Below are 17,610 nucleotides of genomic sequence, written 5' to 3' on the forward strand. Positions count from 1 at the left end.
GGGGAGCCTCGCTGACAGCTGGTCATGGCGGCGCATCGCCGTGGCTTGGGCGCTCGGTGCGCTGGCGGTGGCGGCGGTCATTGTCTGGCACGTTCAGAACTCCGCACCTCCGCCGCTGGCACCTGCCGCGCCTAGCCTGACCACCGCGCCGGGCGAGCCGCGCCTCACCGGCCAGCGGGTGCGGATTGTGCCACCCGCCTATACGCGCCTGCCGGCCCGCTATGCGACCAGCCTTGATGTTCGCGCGCCGGTGGGATCGCGGATCGAATGGACGCTGGACTTTGCCCCGCAGCCCCCGTCCGCTGCGCTGCAGCTGGTTGGCGGCCAGCGCCTTGCCCTGACGCAGGATGCGGAAGTTTGGCGGGGATCGCTGCGGCTTGACGGCCCATCGCTTTACCGTGTCACGGCCGAGGGGATGAGCGCCCTGCAGCCGTCCCACCGGCTGGAACCGGTTGCCGATGAACCCCCGCAGGTGCGGGTGATCGAGCCAGCCTCGGGCCTTGTCATGATGCAGCCCGGTCAACGCAGCTGGCGGGTGGTGTTCGAAGCCAGCGATGATTACGCCGTCGATCCGCTCGCCCGCCTGACCGTCACCACCGCCGTAGGTGAGGGCGAGAATGTCAGCTTCACCGAACGCAGCCGCACGGTTACCGGCACCGGCGATCCCCGGCGCAGACGCTTTGTCGTCGATCTGCCACTGGCGGCATACGGGTTTCAGGTCGGAAGCGATCTGGTTGCGCAGCTGACCGTTGCCGATACGCGCATGCCCGGCCCGCAGGTGGTGCGCGGCCCTGGCGTAATTCTGCGCTGGCCATCGGCCGCGCCTCAGCAGGCCGAAGGGCTCGACCTGATGGCCAAGCAGGCGATGCCGGCCTACTTCCGCAGTCAACGTCAGGTGATCATCGATACCGAGGCGCTGATCAAGCAGCGCCGCAACCTGAGCGAGGATGAACTCATGGTGCGTTCCGACACCATCGGGGTCGATCAGCGCTTGCTGCGCCTGAGATACGGGCAGTTCGTCGGCATGGAGGCCGAGGAGACACCCCGGCCCCCGCTGCCGACATCCGACAAGGACGCACCGCCAGAGCCCGAACATTATGACGGCGATGGCCACGATCACGGTGCCGCACCGGAATCCCCGATATTCGGTGATCTCGGCAACATCACCGCCGAATATGGCCATGTCCATGACGAGAGCGAAGCGGCGACCCTGCTCGATCCCGATACCCGCAAGCTGCTGAAAGCCGCGCTCGATGCGATGTGGGAGGCCGAGCTGAACCTGCGTTCGGGGCGGCCCGAAGCCGCCCTGCCGTTTGAATACAAGGCGCTCGATTTCATCAAGCAGGTACAGCAGGCGACGCGGATCTATCTGCCGCGGATCGGATCGCAGCAACCCCCGATCGACATGGCGCGGCGGCTGACGGGCAAGCGCGAGGGGATCGTGGGCGGAGGAGCGCAGCTCACGCCGTTTGCGATCGAGGATGCTGTTCCGGCAACGGCATGGCGGGCGCTGGCCCAGCCGGGCGCGATCGATCTTGACGGGCTGGATCGCTGGGTGCGCGGCAACAGCGCCCGCATCCGCGATCCGCTTGGCGTGCTGGCCGCGATTGATGCGGTGCGCAGCCAGCCCGGCGCGCAGGGCTTGCGCGCAAAACTGCGTGGCCAGCTGTGGACGGTGCTGACCCGCCCTCCCGCGCAGGTTCGCCGCCGCGATGATGGCGGTGCGGTTGGCAGGCGTTACGTGCAGGGTCTGCGGTGATCGGGGCCGAAACCTTGATTGCGCTGCTGATCGGCGCAGGCGCGCTGGTTGCGGCGGTGCGGCTGTTGCTGCTTCGGCGGGAATGGCTGGCGTGGGGTGTCGCAGCGCTCTCGCTGGCGAGCGGTCTGCTGCTGTACCTCGCAATCTTCCCGCCGCGGCTGCCGATTGGCGGCGAGGCATTGCTGGTGGCCACTGGCGAGGCACCGCGCAATGTTCGTGCAGGGCAGGGCGAGCGGCTGGTCGCGCTGCCCGAAGCTCCCCCAGTTGAAGGGGCCGAGCGTGTGCCCGATCTTGCCACCGCCTTGCGCCGCCATGGTCAGGTGCAGCGCATCCGCATTTTCGGGCGCGGCCTGACAGAACGTGACCGCGACTATGATGCGGGGATCCGGGCCAATTTTACGCCTATGCCAACCCCGCGCGGCCTTATCCGGCTTGATCCACCGGCAGACACGCGCGCCGGATCGGTCTTTGCACTGGCGGGCGAGGCGGCGGGGCTGGAAGGCGGCGCAGCCGAGTTGCTCGATCCAGCTGGCCGCCGCGTCGATGCGCGGGTGATCGGGGCTGGCGGAGGCTTCACGCTTGGCGGCGCCGCGCGCACGCCGGGCCTTGCGCAATTTACCCTGCGGCTGCGCGGGCGAGACAAGGCCATCGTCTCGGACACTCCGGTGCCGCTGCGGACCTTGCCCGAACGGCCTTTCCGTCTGTTGCTGATCGCGGCGCCTTCGCCCGAAGCCAAATACCTGCGCCGCTGGGCCGAGGATTCCGGGATTGCCCTGCAAAGCAGGATCGAGGCTGGAGGCGGAATCAATCTGGGGGGCGACGGGGTCAGGCTGGATGCCGCCGCCTTGCGAGAAGCCGATGCGGTGATCATCGATGATCGGCTTCTGGCCGGGCTCGGCAGCGGCGCGCGCGGAGCGCTGGCGCAGGCTGTTGCCGGGGGGCTGGGTGTGGTGGTGCGGATGACATCGCCGGCAACCTCCGGCACGCGCGATACATGGCGCAGGCTCGGCCTGTCGGTCGAGGGAGGTAGCGAGATTGCCCCGGTCGCGCTCCCGCCCCTTGCCACGGATGCGGATGCACTTGCTGTCCGCCGCGGGCCGGGGTCAGATGATGTTCCCGATGATATCAACGCCATCGATGATCCTGCCCCCGATCTCGGGCGGTGGATCATCCGCACCGGGCCCGACTTCGTGCCGGTTGTGACAGATGCGGACGGGGCGATGGTTTCCGGCTGGCAGCAACGCCAGCAAGGGCGCTTCGCCTTGTGGACTGTATCCAACAGCTTCGCGTTGGTGCTGAACGGGCAGGCTGACCGCTACGAACAATGGTGGAGCGATACGGTAAGCGCCATATCGCGCCCTGACAGCCTGTTCCGCCCGCACGTGCCCGCTCTGGTGCAAGCAGGTGAGCGGATGGCGATCTGCGGAATTGCGGCTTCGGCACGGGTCATGGCGCCCGACAAGAGCGAGGTTGCGCTTGCCATCGATCCGGATGCGGGCGCGCGCGGCTGCGCGGCATATTGGCCTGCCGATCCGGGGGTTTACACCATTGCGCAGGCAGGAAGCGATAGTCAGCAGACTTACGACTTCCCCGTTTTGGCCGCAGATGCTCTCTCACCGATAAGGGCCAGAGAGACAGCAGAAGCGACAGCGCGATGGGCAGCGCGGCAGAACGATCAGGCCGCAATCGAAATGCCGCAGCAGCGCGGCCCGGCATGGCCATATTTTCTCGGATGGCTCCTCGCGAGCGCGGCGGTGTGGGCGGGAGAACGCCGCCTCCGCGCAAGACCTGCGGCATGAAACGTGGCCCGGCGCGGTTCTTTCAGCACGGGGCGAGGCAGTTGCCTGCTTTTCGCTAGCGCGTTAATGCTCACAATCTGAAGCTCGGCCATACGGCGACCGTGAGCAGGCCAAGTGGCAGTACATAGATGAGCTATCACAATTTTCTGCTGTTCATCGGCGTGGCAGTCTTTGCCGCCTACTGGCTGCCGCGGTTTGTTTCGGGGCGCGAGCCTGCGGGATCGGCGTTGCTGATTGGCGGCGGTTTTGTGTGCGCCATGATGCTCGAATCGCCGCCAAGCCTGTTCGCGCCGATTGAATCGCCTGAATGGTGGGAAACGCTGAGTGAAATGACCGTGATCGTGGCGCTGTTCGCTACAGGGATGCGGATCGACGCTGTAAGGCCCCTGGCACGGTGGCGGGCAAGTTGGCGGCTTCTGGCCGTGGCGATGCCGCTGACAATCTGCGCCGTGGCGCTGGCCGGGATGGCCACAGGCTTGCCATTGGCGAGCGCAATCCTTCTGGGCGCGGTGCTGGCGCCGACCGATCCGGTTCTTGCAGGCGATGTGCAGGTCGGCCCTCCCAGCGAAGGGGGCGAACACCCGGTGCGCTTTGCACTGACCACCGAGGCAGGGCTGAATGACGGGCTGGCTTTCCCGTTCGTGTATCTCGCAATCGCCGCGATTGGCGGCTTGTCGGGCGCCGAGTTCATGTCCTGGTTTGGCTATGATTTTGTCTACCGGATCGTGGCAGGCGCAATCAGCGGCGTCATCACCGGGTGGTTGCTGGCGCAGGTGGTGTTCCGCTGGCCCGCCGGAAACGCACTGGCCGAAACCGCCTCGGGCGTGCTTGCCTTTGCCAGCGTGCTGGTATGCTACGGGCTTGCCGAGGCCATTCATGGCTATGGCTTTATCGCCTGCTTCGTCGGCGGCCTTGCTTTTCGCCATGTCGAATCAAAGCACAGCTTCCACGGCGATCTGCATGTGTTCAACCTTTCTATCGAGCATACGCTTACGGCGGTGCTGCTGCTGATGACCGGCGCGGCGCTTGGCGTTTATTGGAACGAGATCCGGCTTGAGCATGTGGCGATTGCGGCAAGCCTTATCTTCGTGATCCGCCCGCTGTTCGGTTGGGCGGCTCTGGCCGGCACCGGGCAGCCGAACAAGGAGCGGTTTGTTGTCGCCGCCTTCGGGGTGCGGGGAATCGGCAGCCTTTATTATCTCGCCTTCGCGGCCGTTACGGCGGAGGTCCCGATGATTGCTGACCTGTGGCTTGTGGTACTGGTGAGCATTGCAATGTCGGCGGTGGTCCACGGCCTCAGCGCCGGAGCCGCGCTGTCGGGTATTCGCGCAGATGCAGACGCTGACGAAGACGCAGACAGGGCCCGCGAAGGCGGCCAGTAGTCACCTTTGCATCATCCACTTCCGGGCGAAGATCACCATGGACCTTTCACGCGAATATTTTGTCACCCACCTCGAATGCGGCCTTACTGGCGTACCGTACGAGGCGGGGGTGGTGCATGGCCTGTCGGAGGCCGGGCGGCCGCTGCTGGTGCGTTATGACCTGCCAGCCTTGAGGGATGCGGTTTCACGGGAGACATTTGCAGCACGGCCTGCGTCCTTGTGGAAATGGCGCGAACTGCTGCCGCTGGCGGACTTTTCCAACCGGCTGGAACTGGGCGAGGAAGCAACGCCGATCCTGCCACTGGCGCGAACAGCGGCGCGGTTGGGTGCACGGGCGCTGCTGGTCAAGGACGAGGGCCGCCTGCCGACCGGATCGTTCAAGGCGCGCGGGCTGGTGATGGCGCTTTCGATGGCCAAGGAACTGGGCATTGCCAAGATCGCCATGCCGACCAATGGCAATGCCGGTGCGGCTGCTGCGGCCTATGCGGCGGCGGCTGGCATCGAAGCCGTGATCTTCGCTCCCGAAGAAACGCCCGAGATCAATATCCGCGAAATCGCCGCCTATGGCGCGCGCGTTTACAGGGTCAACGGCCAGATCGACGATTGCGGCAAGCTGGTTGCCGCGGGCAAGGAAACGCAGGGGTGGTTCGACCTTTCGACCCTGAAGGAACCCTACCGGATCGAAGGCAAGAAGACGATGGGGCTGGAACTGGTCGAACAGCTCGGCTGGCGCGTGCCGGACGTGATCTTCTACCCGACCGGCGGCGGAACCGGGTTGATCGGGATGTGGAAAGCCTTTGCCGAACTGGAAGCGATTGGCCTGATCGGCCCTGAACGCCCGCGCATGGTGGCGGTGCAGGCCGAAGGCTGCGCGCCGATGGTGCGCGCTTTCGAGAACGGGGAACGCCACGCGGTGCGCTGGGATGATCCGGCCACGATTGCCTCTGGCATCCGAGTACCCCAGGCCGTGGGCGATTTCCTGATCCTTGATGCCGTGCGTGAAAGTGGCGGCTTTGCCATTGCGGTTTCCGATGATGCCATCGCGGAAGCGGTGACAGCCGTGGCCCGCGATGATGGCACGCTGCTGTGCCCCGAAGGCGGAGCCACGCTGGCGGCTTACGAAAAGGCGCTGCGCACCGGCCTTGTCGGCCCTGACGAGGAGGCGCTGCTGTTCAACTGCGCCACCGGCCTGAAATACCCGCTGGAAGACCAATCACGCAGGCTTGATCGCCACCAGCCGATTGACTGGTCATCGCTGTAATGCGCGGCGGCCCCTATTCCTCCGCCGCGACGGGCGCGTTTTTCACGTGCAGATCGAACCAGTCGATCATTTCATACAGCGTGTGCAGCACGGATTCGCGCCCGCGATAGCCGTGATCTTCGTGCGGCAGCATCACCAGCCGAGCGGTGCCGCCGGTGCCTTTCACAGCCGCGAACATCCGTTCCGACTGTTCGGGGAACGTGCCTGAATTGCTGTCATTCTGCCCGTGGATGAACAGGATCGGTTCGTTGATCTTGTTGGCCGCCATGAACGGGCTGAGGCGGTAGTAAGTCTCCGGCGTGTCCCAGAACACACGCCGTTCGGACTGGAAACCGAACGGGGTCAGTGTGCGGTTATAGGCGCCCGACCGGGCGATGCCGGCGCGGAACAGGTCGCTGTTTGCCAGCAGGTGCGCGGTCATGAACGCGCCGTAACTGTGGCCGCCCACGCCCACCCGCACCCCGTCGCCGAACCCGCGTTCGACAGTGAAATCGACTGCCGCCCGCGCGCTCATGACGATCTGTTCGATGAAGCTGTCGTTGACCGTTTCCGGATCGGCGCCGACCACCGGCATCGCCGCGCGGTCAAGCACGGCATAGCCCTGTGTCAGGAAGAACAGCGGCGAATACCCGCCGACGCGGGTGAAACGGTAGGGGGAATCGCGGTTCTGCCCTGCCGTTGCCGCGTCATTATATTCCATCGGATAGGCCCACACGACCACCGGCAGCTTGTCCCCCTGCTTGTAATCCGACGGCAGATAGAGCGTCGCGGTAAGATCGACCCCGTCGCCGCGCTGGTAAGTCACCAGCTCGCGCTTGATCCCGGTCAGTTCGGGGTGCGGATCGGGGAAGGCTGTCAGGAACCGGGCGTCGCCCGCGGAATGGAGCCGGAAGTTGCCCGGGTTGGTCGGGCTTTCGTATGAGGTCACAAACGCGCTGCCGTCCTCGGCCAGCACATCGACCACGGCTTCGAACTCTTCGCCGGAATTGCGCCACAGCTCTTCGGTTTCCTGTGTCGCCAGATCGAAGCGGCGCAGGAACGGGCGATAGCCTTCGGGTGTCGCGCCAAGGCCCGACAGCAACAGTTTGCCATCGACCATGCGCGCCACCCGCGTGCCGCGATCGGAGTAGGTGAACAGCGGGTTGCCGGGGTCGTTATAGGCATCCTGCGCATTGCGGATGCCGATCTGGCGCGGGGCTTCGTTGCCGGTCACATCGATCAGGGTCTGGCGGATCTCGCGCGTGTCACGATCATAATCGTAAGCGATGAGATCATCCGAACCTTCGATCCCGAAAGCGCCCGAAGACCGGTCTTCCATGCGGGCCAGCACGCGCGCTTCCCCGCTGAAGGGCGCGGGCAGGGCCAGCAGGTTATCGCGGTTGTCGGTTGCCACGCGCGGATCGCCGCCATCCTGCGCTTCGACCCACAGCAGCAGGGCATCCTCGGTCGGATGCCAGCGGATGTTGCGCCGCCCGGTCACCACGCCTTGCACGGGCAGGGCATCGGCCAGCGGTTGCTCGGCAATGGTCTGCACCAGCTTGCCGTCGGCCGAATAGACCGCGCTGGTCAGCGGGAAGCGCGACCACGGCACCTGATAGGAAAAGGGCTGCTCCAGCCATTCCATCAGCAGATATTTGCCATCGGGCGACGGGGTGACGGAGGTATAGATACGCGCATCGCCGACATTGCGTTTGCTGCGCCCGTCGGGCGACATGATCACCGGCTGCGAAGTGGTGAGCCACGCGAACAGCGCTTCGTCATGCGGGTTTTCCAGCAAGTCCTGATAGGTGCGGGTCTGCGCCTGCTTGCCGCCCGCTGCGGTCTGGATCGCCGGGCCGACAGGGGTGAGCGATTCGGTTGGAATCGGGCCGCGGGCGGCGGGAATCGTCAGCACCAGCAACGAACCGTCCGGCATCCAGTCGGGCGACTGGAAGATCGGGTTGACCCCGCCGGTCATCAGCTTGCGCGCCTGCGCCGTGGCGGTATCGAGTACATAGAGATCAACCGCATCGGGGCGTGTGTTGGCGAACACCACCTTCGATCCATCGGGCGCCCATGACAGGCGCGACAGATCGGCATCGGCAGGCAGCGCGACGGGGCGCACAGTGCCGCTGGCGATGTCCTGCAACGAAAGGCCAATCTGCGAACGGGTGCGGTGACGGTCATTGGTCGCAGGATCGAGCCGCAATCCTGCCAGCTTTTCCATCGGCTTGGCCAGATCGGCCACCGGCGGCAGAGCTTCGCGTTCGATCAGCAGCATCTGGTCTCCGCTGGGCGAGACTGATACACCGGGGCTGGGCGCACGGGTCACGATGTCGGTCACATCCGCTGGCGGCGTGCGGTATCCGTCCTGCGCGGCTGCAGGCGCAGCAACGGTGACAACAAGACCGAGTGTGACGGCAGCACGGATCGATGTGTGAATGGCTAATCTCCCTTGGCGCCAGTCTTGAAGCAGCGATGGCACGCGATCAAGTGTTGGCGGCCCTTTCCGCCCTGCCTGTCGCCGAAACGCCTTCACGCGCATCTGTTTGGCCGCTACCCACGGTGCCGGACAGCCACAGACACCCGTGGCGCATCAGCTTGCGACAGGACACCCCCATGAAACCCATGCTTTTCCGCAGCCTTGCCACCGTCATCGCGGGCCTCATGGTGCCCGGCACCGCAGCGCTGGCGCAGGCACCCGCAGCCCCTGCCACCGCGACTGCCGAGGATATGGCCCGCGAAGATGCGCGCCTGACCGCATTTCTGGACGGCGAGTTTGCAGAACTGGTCAAACAGCAACCACAGCTTGCCACCCGATTGGGGATCAAGGAGGGCGGGGATCGCTGGAACGACACCAGCGATGCCGCTGCCGAAGCCATGGTCGCGTGGCGTGAAGCCAGTGCGGCGCGGATGATGGCGCAGTTCGATCGCAGCAAGCTGTCGCCTGAAGGGCAGGTCAACTTCGATATCTGGGCGCTCGAGGCGGAACGCGCGGCGCTATCGCAGGCCAACCGCCTTTATCGCCCGCCCTTCTATTCGCGGCTTTATTCGGCGCACAGCCAGCTCCCTGATTTTCTGGTGAACACCCACACCGTTGCCGATGTGGCCGATCTGGAGAATTACATCGCACGGTTGCGGGGGATGCCGGCTGTGCTCGACATCGCGATCGAGCGGACGAAGGCGAGCGAGGTGGCGGGCATCCGCGTGCCGCGGTTCCAGATCGAAACGGTCATCGCGGGCAGCCGCAAACTGACATCCGGCGCGCCCTTCGCAGAGGGCGACGATGCCGCGCTGTGGGCCGATGTAAAGGCGAAGACCGCTGCGCTGGTCGCCTCCGGCAAGATCGGGCAGGCCGAGGCTGACGGCTTGCTTGAACAGGCACGCACTGCGATCCTCGCGCTTGCGCCTGCCTATGCCCGCGTCATTGCCTGGGCCGAAGAAAGCCTGCCCACCGCGCCCAGCGGCAAGGTCGGCGCGCTGACCCTGCCCGGCGGTGATGCCTATTACGCAAACGAATTGAAACTCGTCACCACCACCGATTACACCGCGCAGCAGATCCACACGATCGGCCGCGCCGAAGTCGCGCGGATCGAGGCGGAACAGGACGCGCTGGCGCGTCAGTCGGGCCTTGCCGATCGCCATGCCTTCTATGCCGAGCGTGCCCGGTTGAACCCGCCGCGCCAGTATGATGACGCGGCGCGCAAGCAATATCTCGACACCGCCAACGCCTTTGTCGCGCGCACGCGGACTCTGCTGGAGCCCTATTTCGGCACATTGCCCGCCTACGGGATCGAAGTGGTGCGCGAACCGGCTTTTTCCGAAGTGGCAGGCGGCGCGGCTCATGCGTCTGCCCCCAGCCCTGATGGCAAGCGCCCGGCCAAGACTTATGTCCACCTTGTCGGCACGGTTCCCGATCCTGCCGCGATGTATACGCTGATGTGCCACGAAGCGGTGCCCGGCCATAACATGCAGGGCGATATCCAGGTGCGCCAGCAGGGCGGGCCGAAGTTCCGCGCTGTCACCGGTTATGTCGCATTCGGAGAGGGCTGGGCGCTCTATGCCGAGGCGCTGTGCAAGGAAATGAACGCTTTCCCCGATATTGCAGCCGATTTCATGCGGCTGGATGCTGAGCTGTTCCGCGCGGCGCGATTGGTGGTGGACACCGGCATCCACGCAATGGGCTGGACCGAGGATGAAGCCGTCACCTACATGAACACCACCGGCCGCCAGCCGATCGAACGGTCGCGTTCCGAAGTGCGCCGCTACATCACGCTGCCGGGGCAGGCGACCGGTTACAAGATCGGGATGCTCAAGATCATGGAACTGCGCGCCCGCGCCGAAGAGACTTTGGGTGAGCGGTTCGATATCAAGGGCTTCCACGATCTGCTGATCGCATCGGGATCGCAGCCGCTGTCGATTCTCGAACGCCGGGTCGATGAATGGATAGCGCGGCTTTCGGTCTGACCGGCCTTTGGTAAACCTTGCCCGCCCGCCCGTCGCTCACTCGTGCCGCAAGGCGTCAATCGGGTCGAGCTTCGAGGCGCGGCGGGCGGGGTAATAGCCGAACACGATCCCCATCCCGGCGGCGAACACGAAGCTGACGATGTTGATCACCGGATCGAACACGAAAGGCACGTCAATCGCCGCCGCCAGACCGATCGACGCCACGAATGCCAGCCCGATCCCCACCAGACCACCCAGCGCGCACAGCACCACCGCCTCTGTCAGGAATTGCAGCCGCACCTCGCGTGCCAGCGCGCCGATGGCGAGGCGGATGCCGATTTCGCGGGTGCGTTCTGTGACGGAAACCAGCATGATGTTCATGATGCCGATCCCGCCCACCAGCAGGCTGATCGATGCGATCATTGCCACCATTGCCGTCAGCGCGCCGGTGACCGCGCCCAGCGCCTGATTGATCTGCGCTGTGTCGATGATGTTGAAATCATTGGGTTCATCGCCTTGCAGCAGGCGCCGCTCGCGCAGCAGATCGACCATCGCGTTCTGGATCGATGCGGCGGCATAGGCGGCATCATATTTGACCACGAAGTAATCGATGTTGTCGTTCCCCCGGAACCGCCGTTGCACCGTCTTGAGCGGCATATAGACCACATCGTCATCGTCCTGCCCGCCGCCCTGGCCGCGTTCCTCCATCACCCCGATGACCTGGCACGATACATCGCCGAGCCGCATGCGTTCGCCGACCGGGCTTGCGCCGCGCGGGAAGATTGCGTCGCGCACCTTGAGACCGATCAGGCACACGCTTTTGCCGGCTTCCTCCTCGTCCTTGCTGAAGGCGCGGCCTTCGCCGATCGAGATGGTCTGCGCCTCAAGCAGGGGATTGGTGCCCCCTTCAATCCGCGTGTCCCAGTCCTGCCCGTTGTAGAAAGCGGTGGCGCTGGCGCCGACCCCGCCTGCGGCGATCTTGACCCCGGCAATCTGCTGTTCGACCGCGCGGATATCGGTCTCGTCGAACGGGCGGACCGTGCCGCGGGTGGTGCGGACCGGGAAGATGATGAAATTGCTCGCGCCGAGCGAGGAAATCTCGTCCTGCACCGATGCGGTCACCCCGTTGCCCACGGTCACCATCGTTACCACAGCAGCCACACCGATGATGATGCCCAGCGTCGTCAGGATCGAACGCATGATGTGGCGGCGGATTTCGCGCAGCGCCAGCAGCAGGGTGGAACCCAGCATCATGCCGGCGCACCATCGGCAGGCAGCGCGCGCGTACCGCGTTCGATCCGTTCAACCTTGCCATCGCGGAACCGCACTATGGTTTTGGCAAAGGCGGCCATTTCCTCCTCGTGCGTGACCATCAGCACGGTGATGCCTTCGCTGTTCAAGCGGCGCAGCAGTTCCATGATTTCGACCGAGCGTTCACTGTCGAGGTTGCCGGTCGGCTCGTCCGCCAGCAACACATCGGGCTGGGTCACCAGCGCACGGGCGATGGCGACACGCTGTTGCTGACCGCCGGAAAGTTCCGCCGGGGTGTGCGATGCCCACGGCACCAGCCCCACCTGATCCAGCGCCCGCATCGCGGCCTCACGCCGCTGGGCTTTCTTTTCGCCGCGATAGAGCAGCGGCAGTTCGACATTCTCGATTGCCGTGGTGCGCGCCAGCAGGTTGAAGCCCTGAAACACAAAGCCGAGATAGCGGCGGCGCAGCAGGCTGCGCTGATCCCGGTCGAGCTTCTGCACCTCCACCCCGCGAAACCGGAACACGCCGCCCGTGGGCACATCAAGGCAGCCGAGGATATTCATCGTGGTCGATTTGCCTGAACCCGAAGGCCCCATGATCGCAACAAATTCGCCGCGGTCGATGGTCAGGTCGATGCCTTTGAGCGCCTGAAACGCGGCTGCTCCGTTGCCGAAGGTCTTGGTGATGCCCTCCAGCGCGATGAGCGGTTCTGCCATCACCGGGCAGCAGCCTTCAGCCCGGTAACCACTTTCATGCCGGGCTTGAGATCGCTTGATCGCACAACCGTTCGCCGCCCGTCGCTGCGCCCTGTCACCACATTGACGGCGCGCAGGGTGCCATCGGCTTGCAGCACCTGCACCTGTTGGCGGCTGCCTTCGCCGATGGTGGCCTTTTGCTCCTGGTCTTCAAGCCCGATTTGCGGCTGGAAGACCCCGCCGCCGCCTTCGGCCTTGGCATCGGGGCGGAAACGCAATGCCGCATTGGGCACCAGCAATGCATTGCCCGTATTCTGCGTGGCAATCGTTGCGGTTGCTGTCATGCCGGGGCGCAGCAGGCCATCCTGGTTCTGCACGTCAAGCCGCGCTTCGTAATTGACCACCGATCCACCCGCCGCCGCCGCGCCGCTGCCTCCGGTCTGGCCCTGCACCGTGTTGCTGGATGCCAGATCAACCCGTTCCAGCGTCGCGGGGAAACGCCGCCCGGGATAGGCATCGACAGTGAAAGTCGCGTTCTGCCCCGATTTGACCTGTCCGACATCAGCTTCATCGATCGATACGCGCAATTGCATCGCCGAAAGATCCTCGGCGATCACGAACAGGGTGACAGTGTTGAAGCTGGCCACCACCGTCTGCCCCGGTTCGACCCGGCGGGCGAGCACCACGCCTGTGACAGGCGCACGGATCACGGCGCGGCTGCGGGTGGTGAGGTTGCCTCTCAGCGATGCTTCCGCCGCGTCGATATTGGCGCGGGCGGAAGCAACCGCCGCCCGGTCACGTTCGACTGCCGCTTCGGCCTGTTCGACTTCGATCAGGGAAGGGACGCGTCCATCCGACAGCCGGCGCACTTCTTCAAGCCGTTCGAGCTGCACCTTGTCGATGTTCAGCGTCGCCTGCGCCTGTGCCAAAGCTGCCCGTGCTGCCCCCAGATTGGCGCGCGACAAGGCAACCTGCTGGTCGATAATCTCGGTGTTGATCACCGCGATCACCTGCCCCCTGGTCACGCGGTCGTTGACATCCACCAGCACGCTATCGAGCGGGCCGGTCACTTCCGCGCCGACTTCCACCTGATTGGTCGGCCGCAGATTGCCGGTCGCGGTGACGGACAGGGACAGCGATTCCTGCGCGACCTCCTCGGTGATGTAATCGGGCTTCGGCGGCTCGCTGAAGAACGACGAGATGATCAGCGCGAGTATCAGGACCACGATCAGGGCGGGCAGCCAATATTTCATCGTGCGCCGCCAGCGCGGGCGCGGTTTGGTGCCGAGGAATTCGTCCACGCTTGGCTCTTCCGGCGGTGTGGTAGTTGCGTTCACTCGGTTGGCCCCCTTGCCGCCATTTGCTCGATTGCCGCGCCTTCGGGCACGGACCAGCCGCCGCCCAGTGCGCGGGCCAGACTGATGAAGGCCAGCGCACGCGAGGCTTCGGCATTGACCTGCGCGGTCTGTGTATTCAGCAACTGGCTTTCGATCACCAGCAGCGTCTGGAAATCGATCAGCCCGGCCTGATACTGGCTGCGGGCGAGCAAAGCGGCGTTGCGCGCCCCCTCGCTGGCTTCCTGCAACGCAATGACCCGCGCATCGCTGTTTTCGAGATCGACCGCGGAGGATTCGACATCCTCCAGCGCAAACAGGATGCTCTGCCGCCACGCGGCGAGCGATCCGTCAGCCAGCGCCTGCGCCGCTTCGATCTGCCCGCGTGCGCGCCCGCCATCGAAAATCAGCTGGGTCAGGCTGGCAAAGACATTGCCGGTGACCAGATCGAACAGGCTATCAATATCGGTCGCATTGGTGCCGACGGTGCCGGTCAGCCGCACCAGCGGATAAAGCTGAGCACGGGCCACGCCCACGCGGTCAAGATCGGCGGCCAGCCGCGCTTCTGCCGCACTGACATCGGGCCGCCGCCGCAGCATATCGGCTGGCGCAGTCAGTTCGACCTGCGCCGGGGTGACCGGAACGCTGCGCGGCGCGTCTACAAAGGCGCGGTAAACCCGGCCCGGCGGCTCCCCGATCAGCGTGGAGATCGCATTGGCAACTGCGACCAGATCGCTTTCCAGCTGCGGGATCACCGCTGCGGTCTGCGCGCGCTGGGTGCGGGCCTGTTCGACATCGAGGCTGGCGACCAGCCCTGCCTGATTGCGCCAGCGGGCGATTTGCAGGTTGTCTTCCTGATTGGCCAGCGTGCCGCGTGCGATCGCAAGCTGTGCGGCAATCGATCGGGCGGTGACCACCTGGCTGGCGACCTGCGCTGTAATCACGCGTTCCAGATCACCCAGCGAATAGCCTGCGCTGCGCAAATCACCGCGCGCCGCATCCACTGAAGCATCGATCCGGCCGAACAGATCAACCTCCCACGCGGCGTCCGCGCCGACCGAGAAGCGGACATCGTCACTCGCAAAATCGCCGAAGTCACGCGATGCGCCGCCGCTGCCGGTGATCCGGGGGACGCGATCTGCACGGGCCTGCCGCAATCCGGCGCGGGCCACACGCAGGCGCGTAACCGCCTGGGCAATATCGAGATTATCGGACTGCGCCTGCGTCACATATTCATCGACCAGCGGATCGCCGAGCATGGCCCAGTACCGATCCAGCGCAATCGCCTCGCCCGCCGGGTCTGCCAGGACCCAGCGTTCGGGCAGGGGCTGGGCGCTGGCCATGGGCGGCGGCGCACCGCGCGGCACGGCGCATCCGGCAAGAGACAGGGCGGCGAGCGATACCGCAAGCGCAAGACGCGGGGTGCGCGGTGCGCCGGGCTGGCTGCGATCATCCTTGGCCAACACCCTATCCCCTTGCACAATAGACTTCGGGGCGGTCGCCGGATGGCACATCTTGCAAAAGCCGCCCACCAGCCAATTGCACCCCGTTGCTCATTTTCTTGCCAAACTCGGCATGGAAAACATGTATTTGCTATCATCCACAAAAGCAGGGCGCAACGCAGTTTCGTCGGTCTTGCTGCGTCGCTTGTCGATGAAGATGCGTTTGGTCAGATCATGTCGGCACCAGCCATGCGCTGTCTGCCTGCCGGCGCATAGAGAATTCGCATTCCGCCTGATGCGCGGGGATTTCCTTTGGGAAGGCGGGCCGACCCTGTTAAGGGCGCGCCCATGCTTACAATTGACGGTGTCACAGTGCGGCTTGGCGGCCGGGCCATTCTTGAACGCGCCAGCGCAACCGTGCCGGTAGGCGCGCGCGTCGGGCTGATCGGCCGCAACGGCGCGGGCAAATCCACGCTGATGAAGGCGCTGATCGGCGAGATCGAGCCCGACGACGGGGAAATCAGCAAGCCCACGCGGGCCAAGATCGGCTATATCGCACAGGAAGCCCCAAGCGGCAGCATGACGCCCGAAGAAGTGGTGCTGGCATCGGCCACCGAACGCGCCGCGCTGCTCGAAGAGCTGGAAACCTGCACCGACATGGACCGGATGGGCGACGTGCATGAACGCCTGCTGGCGATCGACGCCTATTCCGCCCCGGCGCGCGCCGCCAAGATCCTCAACGGTCTGGGCTTTGACGAGGAAATGCAGCAACGCCCCGTCGATAGTTTCTCCGGCGGGTGGAAGATGCGGATCGCGCTGGGCGCGCTGCTGTTTTCCGAACCTGATATCCTGCTGCTCGACGAGCCCAGCAACCACCTCGACCTCGAAGCGACGCTGTGGCTGGAAAACTTCCTCAAATCCTATCCCGCCACGCTGGTGGTGATCAGCCATGAACGCGATCTGCTGAACAAGGTGGTCGATCACATCCTGCACCTGCAAGGCGGGCAGTTGACGCTCTATCCCGGCGGCTATGATGCGTTTGAAAAGCAGCGGGCCGAACGCGCCGCGCAGCTCGCCGCGGCCAAGGCATCGCAGGATGCGCAGCGGGCGCGGTTGCAGGATTACGTCGCCCGCAACTCCGCCCGAGCTTCCACCGCCAAGCAGGCGCAATCGCGCGCCAAGATGCTCGCCAAGATGCAGCCGATTGCCGCGCTGATGGAAGACCCTTCGCTCAGCTTCGACTTTCCCGATCCGGCCCAGCTGAAATCGCCGATGATCACGCTGGAACACGCGGCAGTGGGCTATGGCGAGGCACCGCCGATCCTCAAACGCCTGAACTTCCGGATCGAGGCGGATGATCGCATCGCGCTGCTGGGCCGCAACGGCAATGGCAAGACCACGCTGGCGCGGCTGCTCGCCTCGCAGCTGTCTCCGGCAGAAGGCGCGGTGAACGCGCCGGGCAAGCTCAAGGTCGGGTATTTCACCCAGTATCAGGTGGAAGAACTGGCGGGGGAGGAAACCCCGCTCGATCTGATGACCCGCGCGATGGAGGGGCAATCGCCCGGCGCGGTGCGCGCGCAACTGGGTCGCTTCGGCTTTTCGGGTTCGCGGGCGCAATCGAAGGTCGAAAAGCTTTCGGGCGGGGAACGCGCGCGGCTGGCGCTGGCGCTGATCACGCGGGATGCGCCGCACCTGCTGATCCTTGACGAGCCGACCAACCACCTTGATGTCGACGCGCGCGAAGCGCTGATCCAGGCGCTCAACACCTATACCGGCGCGGTGATCCTGATCAGCCATGATCGCCACATGGTGGAACTGACCGCAGACCGGCTGGTGCTGGTCGATGGCGGAACCGCGCGCGAATATGATGGCAGCATGGATGATTACATCGACTTCATCCTTGGCCGAAAACCCAAGGGCGATCGCGGCAATACGGCCAGCAAATCCCGCGGGGCGAACGCGATGGTGGATATCCGATCTGCGCAAAGCGCTTTGGCCAAGGCGGAAAAGGCGGTGGAACGCTTGACGGCAGATGTCGAGAAGCTTGACCGCGAAATCCTTGAACTGAGCGGCGGCGCCGGAAAGGGCGGGGCAAAGATGCAAAGCCTGCTGACCGCGCGCGCCAGGGCAGGCGACAATCTGGCCGAGGCAGAACAGGTGTGGATGGCCGCAGGCACCGCGCTGGAAGAAATCGAAACCGTCTGAATGATGCGACCGGGCGGGGCGCACAGCCGCCGCCCGGTGCCTCAGCATCAGAAG

The 17,610-nt window shown here is 65.1% G+C and carries 11 protein-coding genes; 6 read left to right on the top strand and 5 right to left on the bottom strand.

Annotation, left to right across the window (positions count from 1 at the left end; all coding sequences use genetic code 11):
- The 4 genes from IP79_RS15650 to IP79_RS05705 form a co-directional block, all read left to right on the top strand.
- The coding region (locus tag IP79_RS15650) for a DUF4175 family protein (RefSeq protein WP_054118322.1) at nt 1–1,759 on the top strand (1,759 nt) is incomplete at its 5' end.
- A complete protein-coding gene (locus IP79_RS05695; protein WP_054118323.1) occupies nt 1,756–3,558 on the top strand; it encodes a hypothetical protein in 1,803 nt (600 codons plus the stop codon). The genes IP79_RS15650 and IP79_RS05695, both read left to right, overlap by 4 nt.
- A 128-nt stretch (nt 3,559–3,686) precedes the next feature.
- Entirely contained in the window at nt 3,687–4,940 is a 1,254-nt protein-coding gene (locus IP79_RS05700; RefSeq protein ID WP_054118324.1) for a cation:proton antiporter, read from the top strand.
- Between the two features lie 37 nt (nt 4,941–4,977).
- Nucleotides 4,978–6,201, top strand: coding sequence for a threonine synthase (locus tag IP79_RS05705; protein ID WP_054118325.1), 1,224 nt, complete (start codon nt 4,978–4,980; stop codon nt 6,199–6,201).
- Between the two features lie 13 nt (nt 6,202–6,214).
- On the opposite strand, the gene IP79_RS05710 is transcribed toward IP79_RS05705, so the two are convergent.
- Complete coding sequence (locus IP79_RS05710; protein WP_233994096.1) at nt 6,215–8,665, bottom strand: prolyl oligopeptidase family serine peptidase; 2,451 nt, start codon at nt 8,663–8,665, stop codon at nt 6,215–6,217.
- Between the two features lie 134 nt (nt 8,666–8,799).
- Here IP79_RS05710 and IP79_RS05715 point away from each other — a divergent pair, with 134 nt between their 5' ends.
- Complete coding sequence (locus IP79_RS05715) at nt 8,800–10,647, top strand: DUF885 domain-containing protein (protein WP_054118326.1); 1,848 nt, start codon at nt 8,800–8,802, stop codon at nt 10,645–10,647.
- 36 nt (nt 10,648–10,683) lie between these two features.
- Here the strand turns inward: IP79_RS05715 and IP79_RS05720 are convergent, their stop codons facing one another.
- Genes IP79_RS05720 through IP79_RS05735 form a run of 4 tightly spaced genes read right to left on the bottom strand, consistent with a single transcriptional unit; the run spans nt 10,684 to nt 15,372 of the window.
- Nucleotides 10,684–11,877, bottom strand: a complete 1,194-nt coding sequence (locus IP79_RS05720) for an ABC transporter permease (RefSeq protein WP_054118346.1) — start codon at nt 11,875–11,877, stop codon at nt 10,684–10,686.
- The gene (locus IP79_RS05725; RefSeq protein WP_197273752.1) at nt 11,877–12,596 is read right to left on the bottom strand and encodes an ABC transporter ATP-binding protein; all 720 of its coding nucleotides are present in this window, start codon (nt 12,594–12,596) and stop codon (nt 11,877–11,879) included. Before IP79_RS05725 ends, IP79_RS05720 begins: the two co-directional genes overlap by 1 nt.
- On the bottom strand, nt 12,596–13,912 hold the full coding sequence (locus IP79_RS05730) for an efflux RND transporter periplasmic adaptor subunit (RefSeq protein ID WP_054118328.1): 1,317 nt from the start codon (nt 13,910–13,912) through the stop codon (nt 12,596–12,598). The genes IP79_RS05725 and IP79_RS05730 overlap by 1 nt, the downstream gene beginning before the upstream one ends.
- Entirely contained in the window at nt 13,909–15,372 is a 1,464-nt protein-coding gene (locus IP79_RS05735) for an efflux transporter outer membrane subunit (RefSeq protein WP_054118347.1), read from the bottom strand. The genes IP79_RS05730 and IP79_RS05735 overlap by 4 nt, the downstream gene beginning before the upstream one ends.
- Nucleotides 15,373–15,699: 327 nt before the next feature.
- Here IP79_RS05735 and IP79_RS05740 point away from each other — a divergent pair, with 327 nt between their 5' ends.
- A complete protein-coding gene (locus IP79_RS05740; protein ID WP_054118329.1) occupies nt 15,700–17,556 on the top strand; it encodes an ABC-F family ATP-binding cassette domain-containing protein in 1,857 nt (618 codons plus the stop codon).
- The last annotated feature ends 54 nt before the right edge of the window (nt 17,557–17,610 follow it).

Origin of the sequence: Porphyrobacter sp. AAP60 (genome assembly GCF_001296025.1) — a bacterium.
Lineage (GTDB): Bacteria > Pseudomonadota > Alphaproteobacteria > Sphingomonadales > Sphingomonadaceae > Erythrobacter.

Coding starts and splice junctions, on each gene's coding strand:
- IP79_RS05715 (WP_054118326.1), top strand. CDS start 8,800: ATGAAACCCATGCTTTTCCGCAGCCTTGCCACCGTCATCGCGGGCCTC.
- IP79_RS05740 (WP_054118329.1), top strand. CDS start 15,700: ATGCTTACAATTGACGGTGTCACAGTGCGGCTTGGCGGCCGGGCCATT.
- IP79_RS05705 (WP_054118325.1), top strand. CDS start 4,978: ATGGACCTTTCACGCGAATATTTTGTCACCCACCTCGAATGCGGCCTT.
- IP79_RS05725 (WP_197273752.1), bottom strand. CDS start 12,596: ATGGCAGAACCGCTCATCGCGCTGGAGGGCATCACCAAGACCTTCGGC.
- IP79_RS05720 (WP_054118346.1), bottom strand. CDS start 11,877: ATGCTGGGTTCCACCCTGCTGCTGGCGCTGCGCGAAATCCGCCGCCAC.
- IP79_RS05700 (WP_054118324.1), top strand. CDS start 3,687: ATGAGCTATCACAATTTTCTGCTGTTCATCGGCGTGGCAGTCTTTGCC.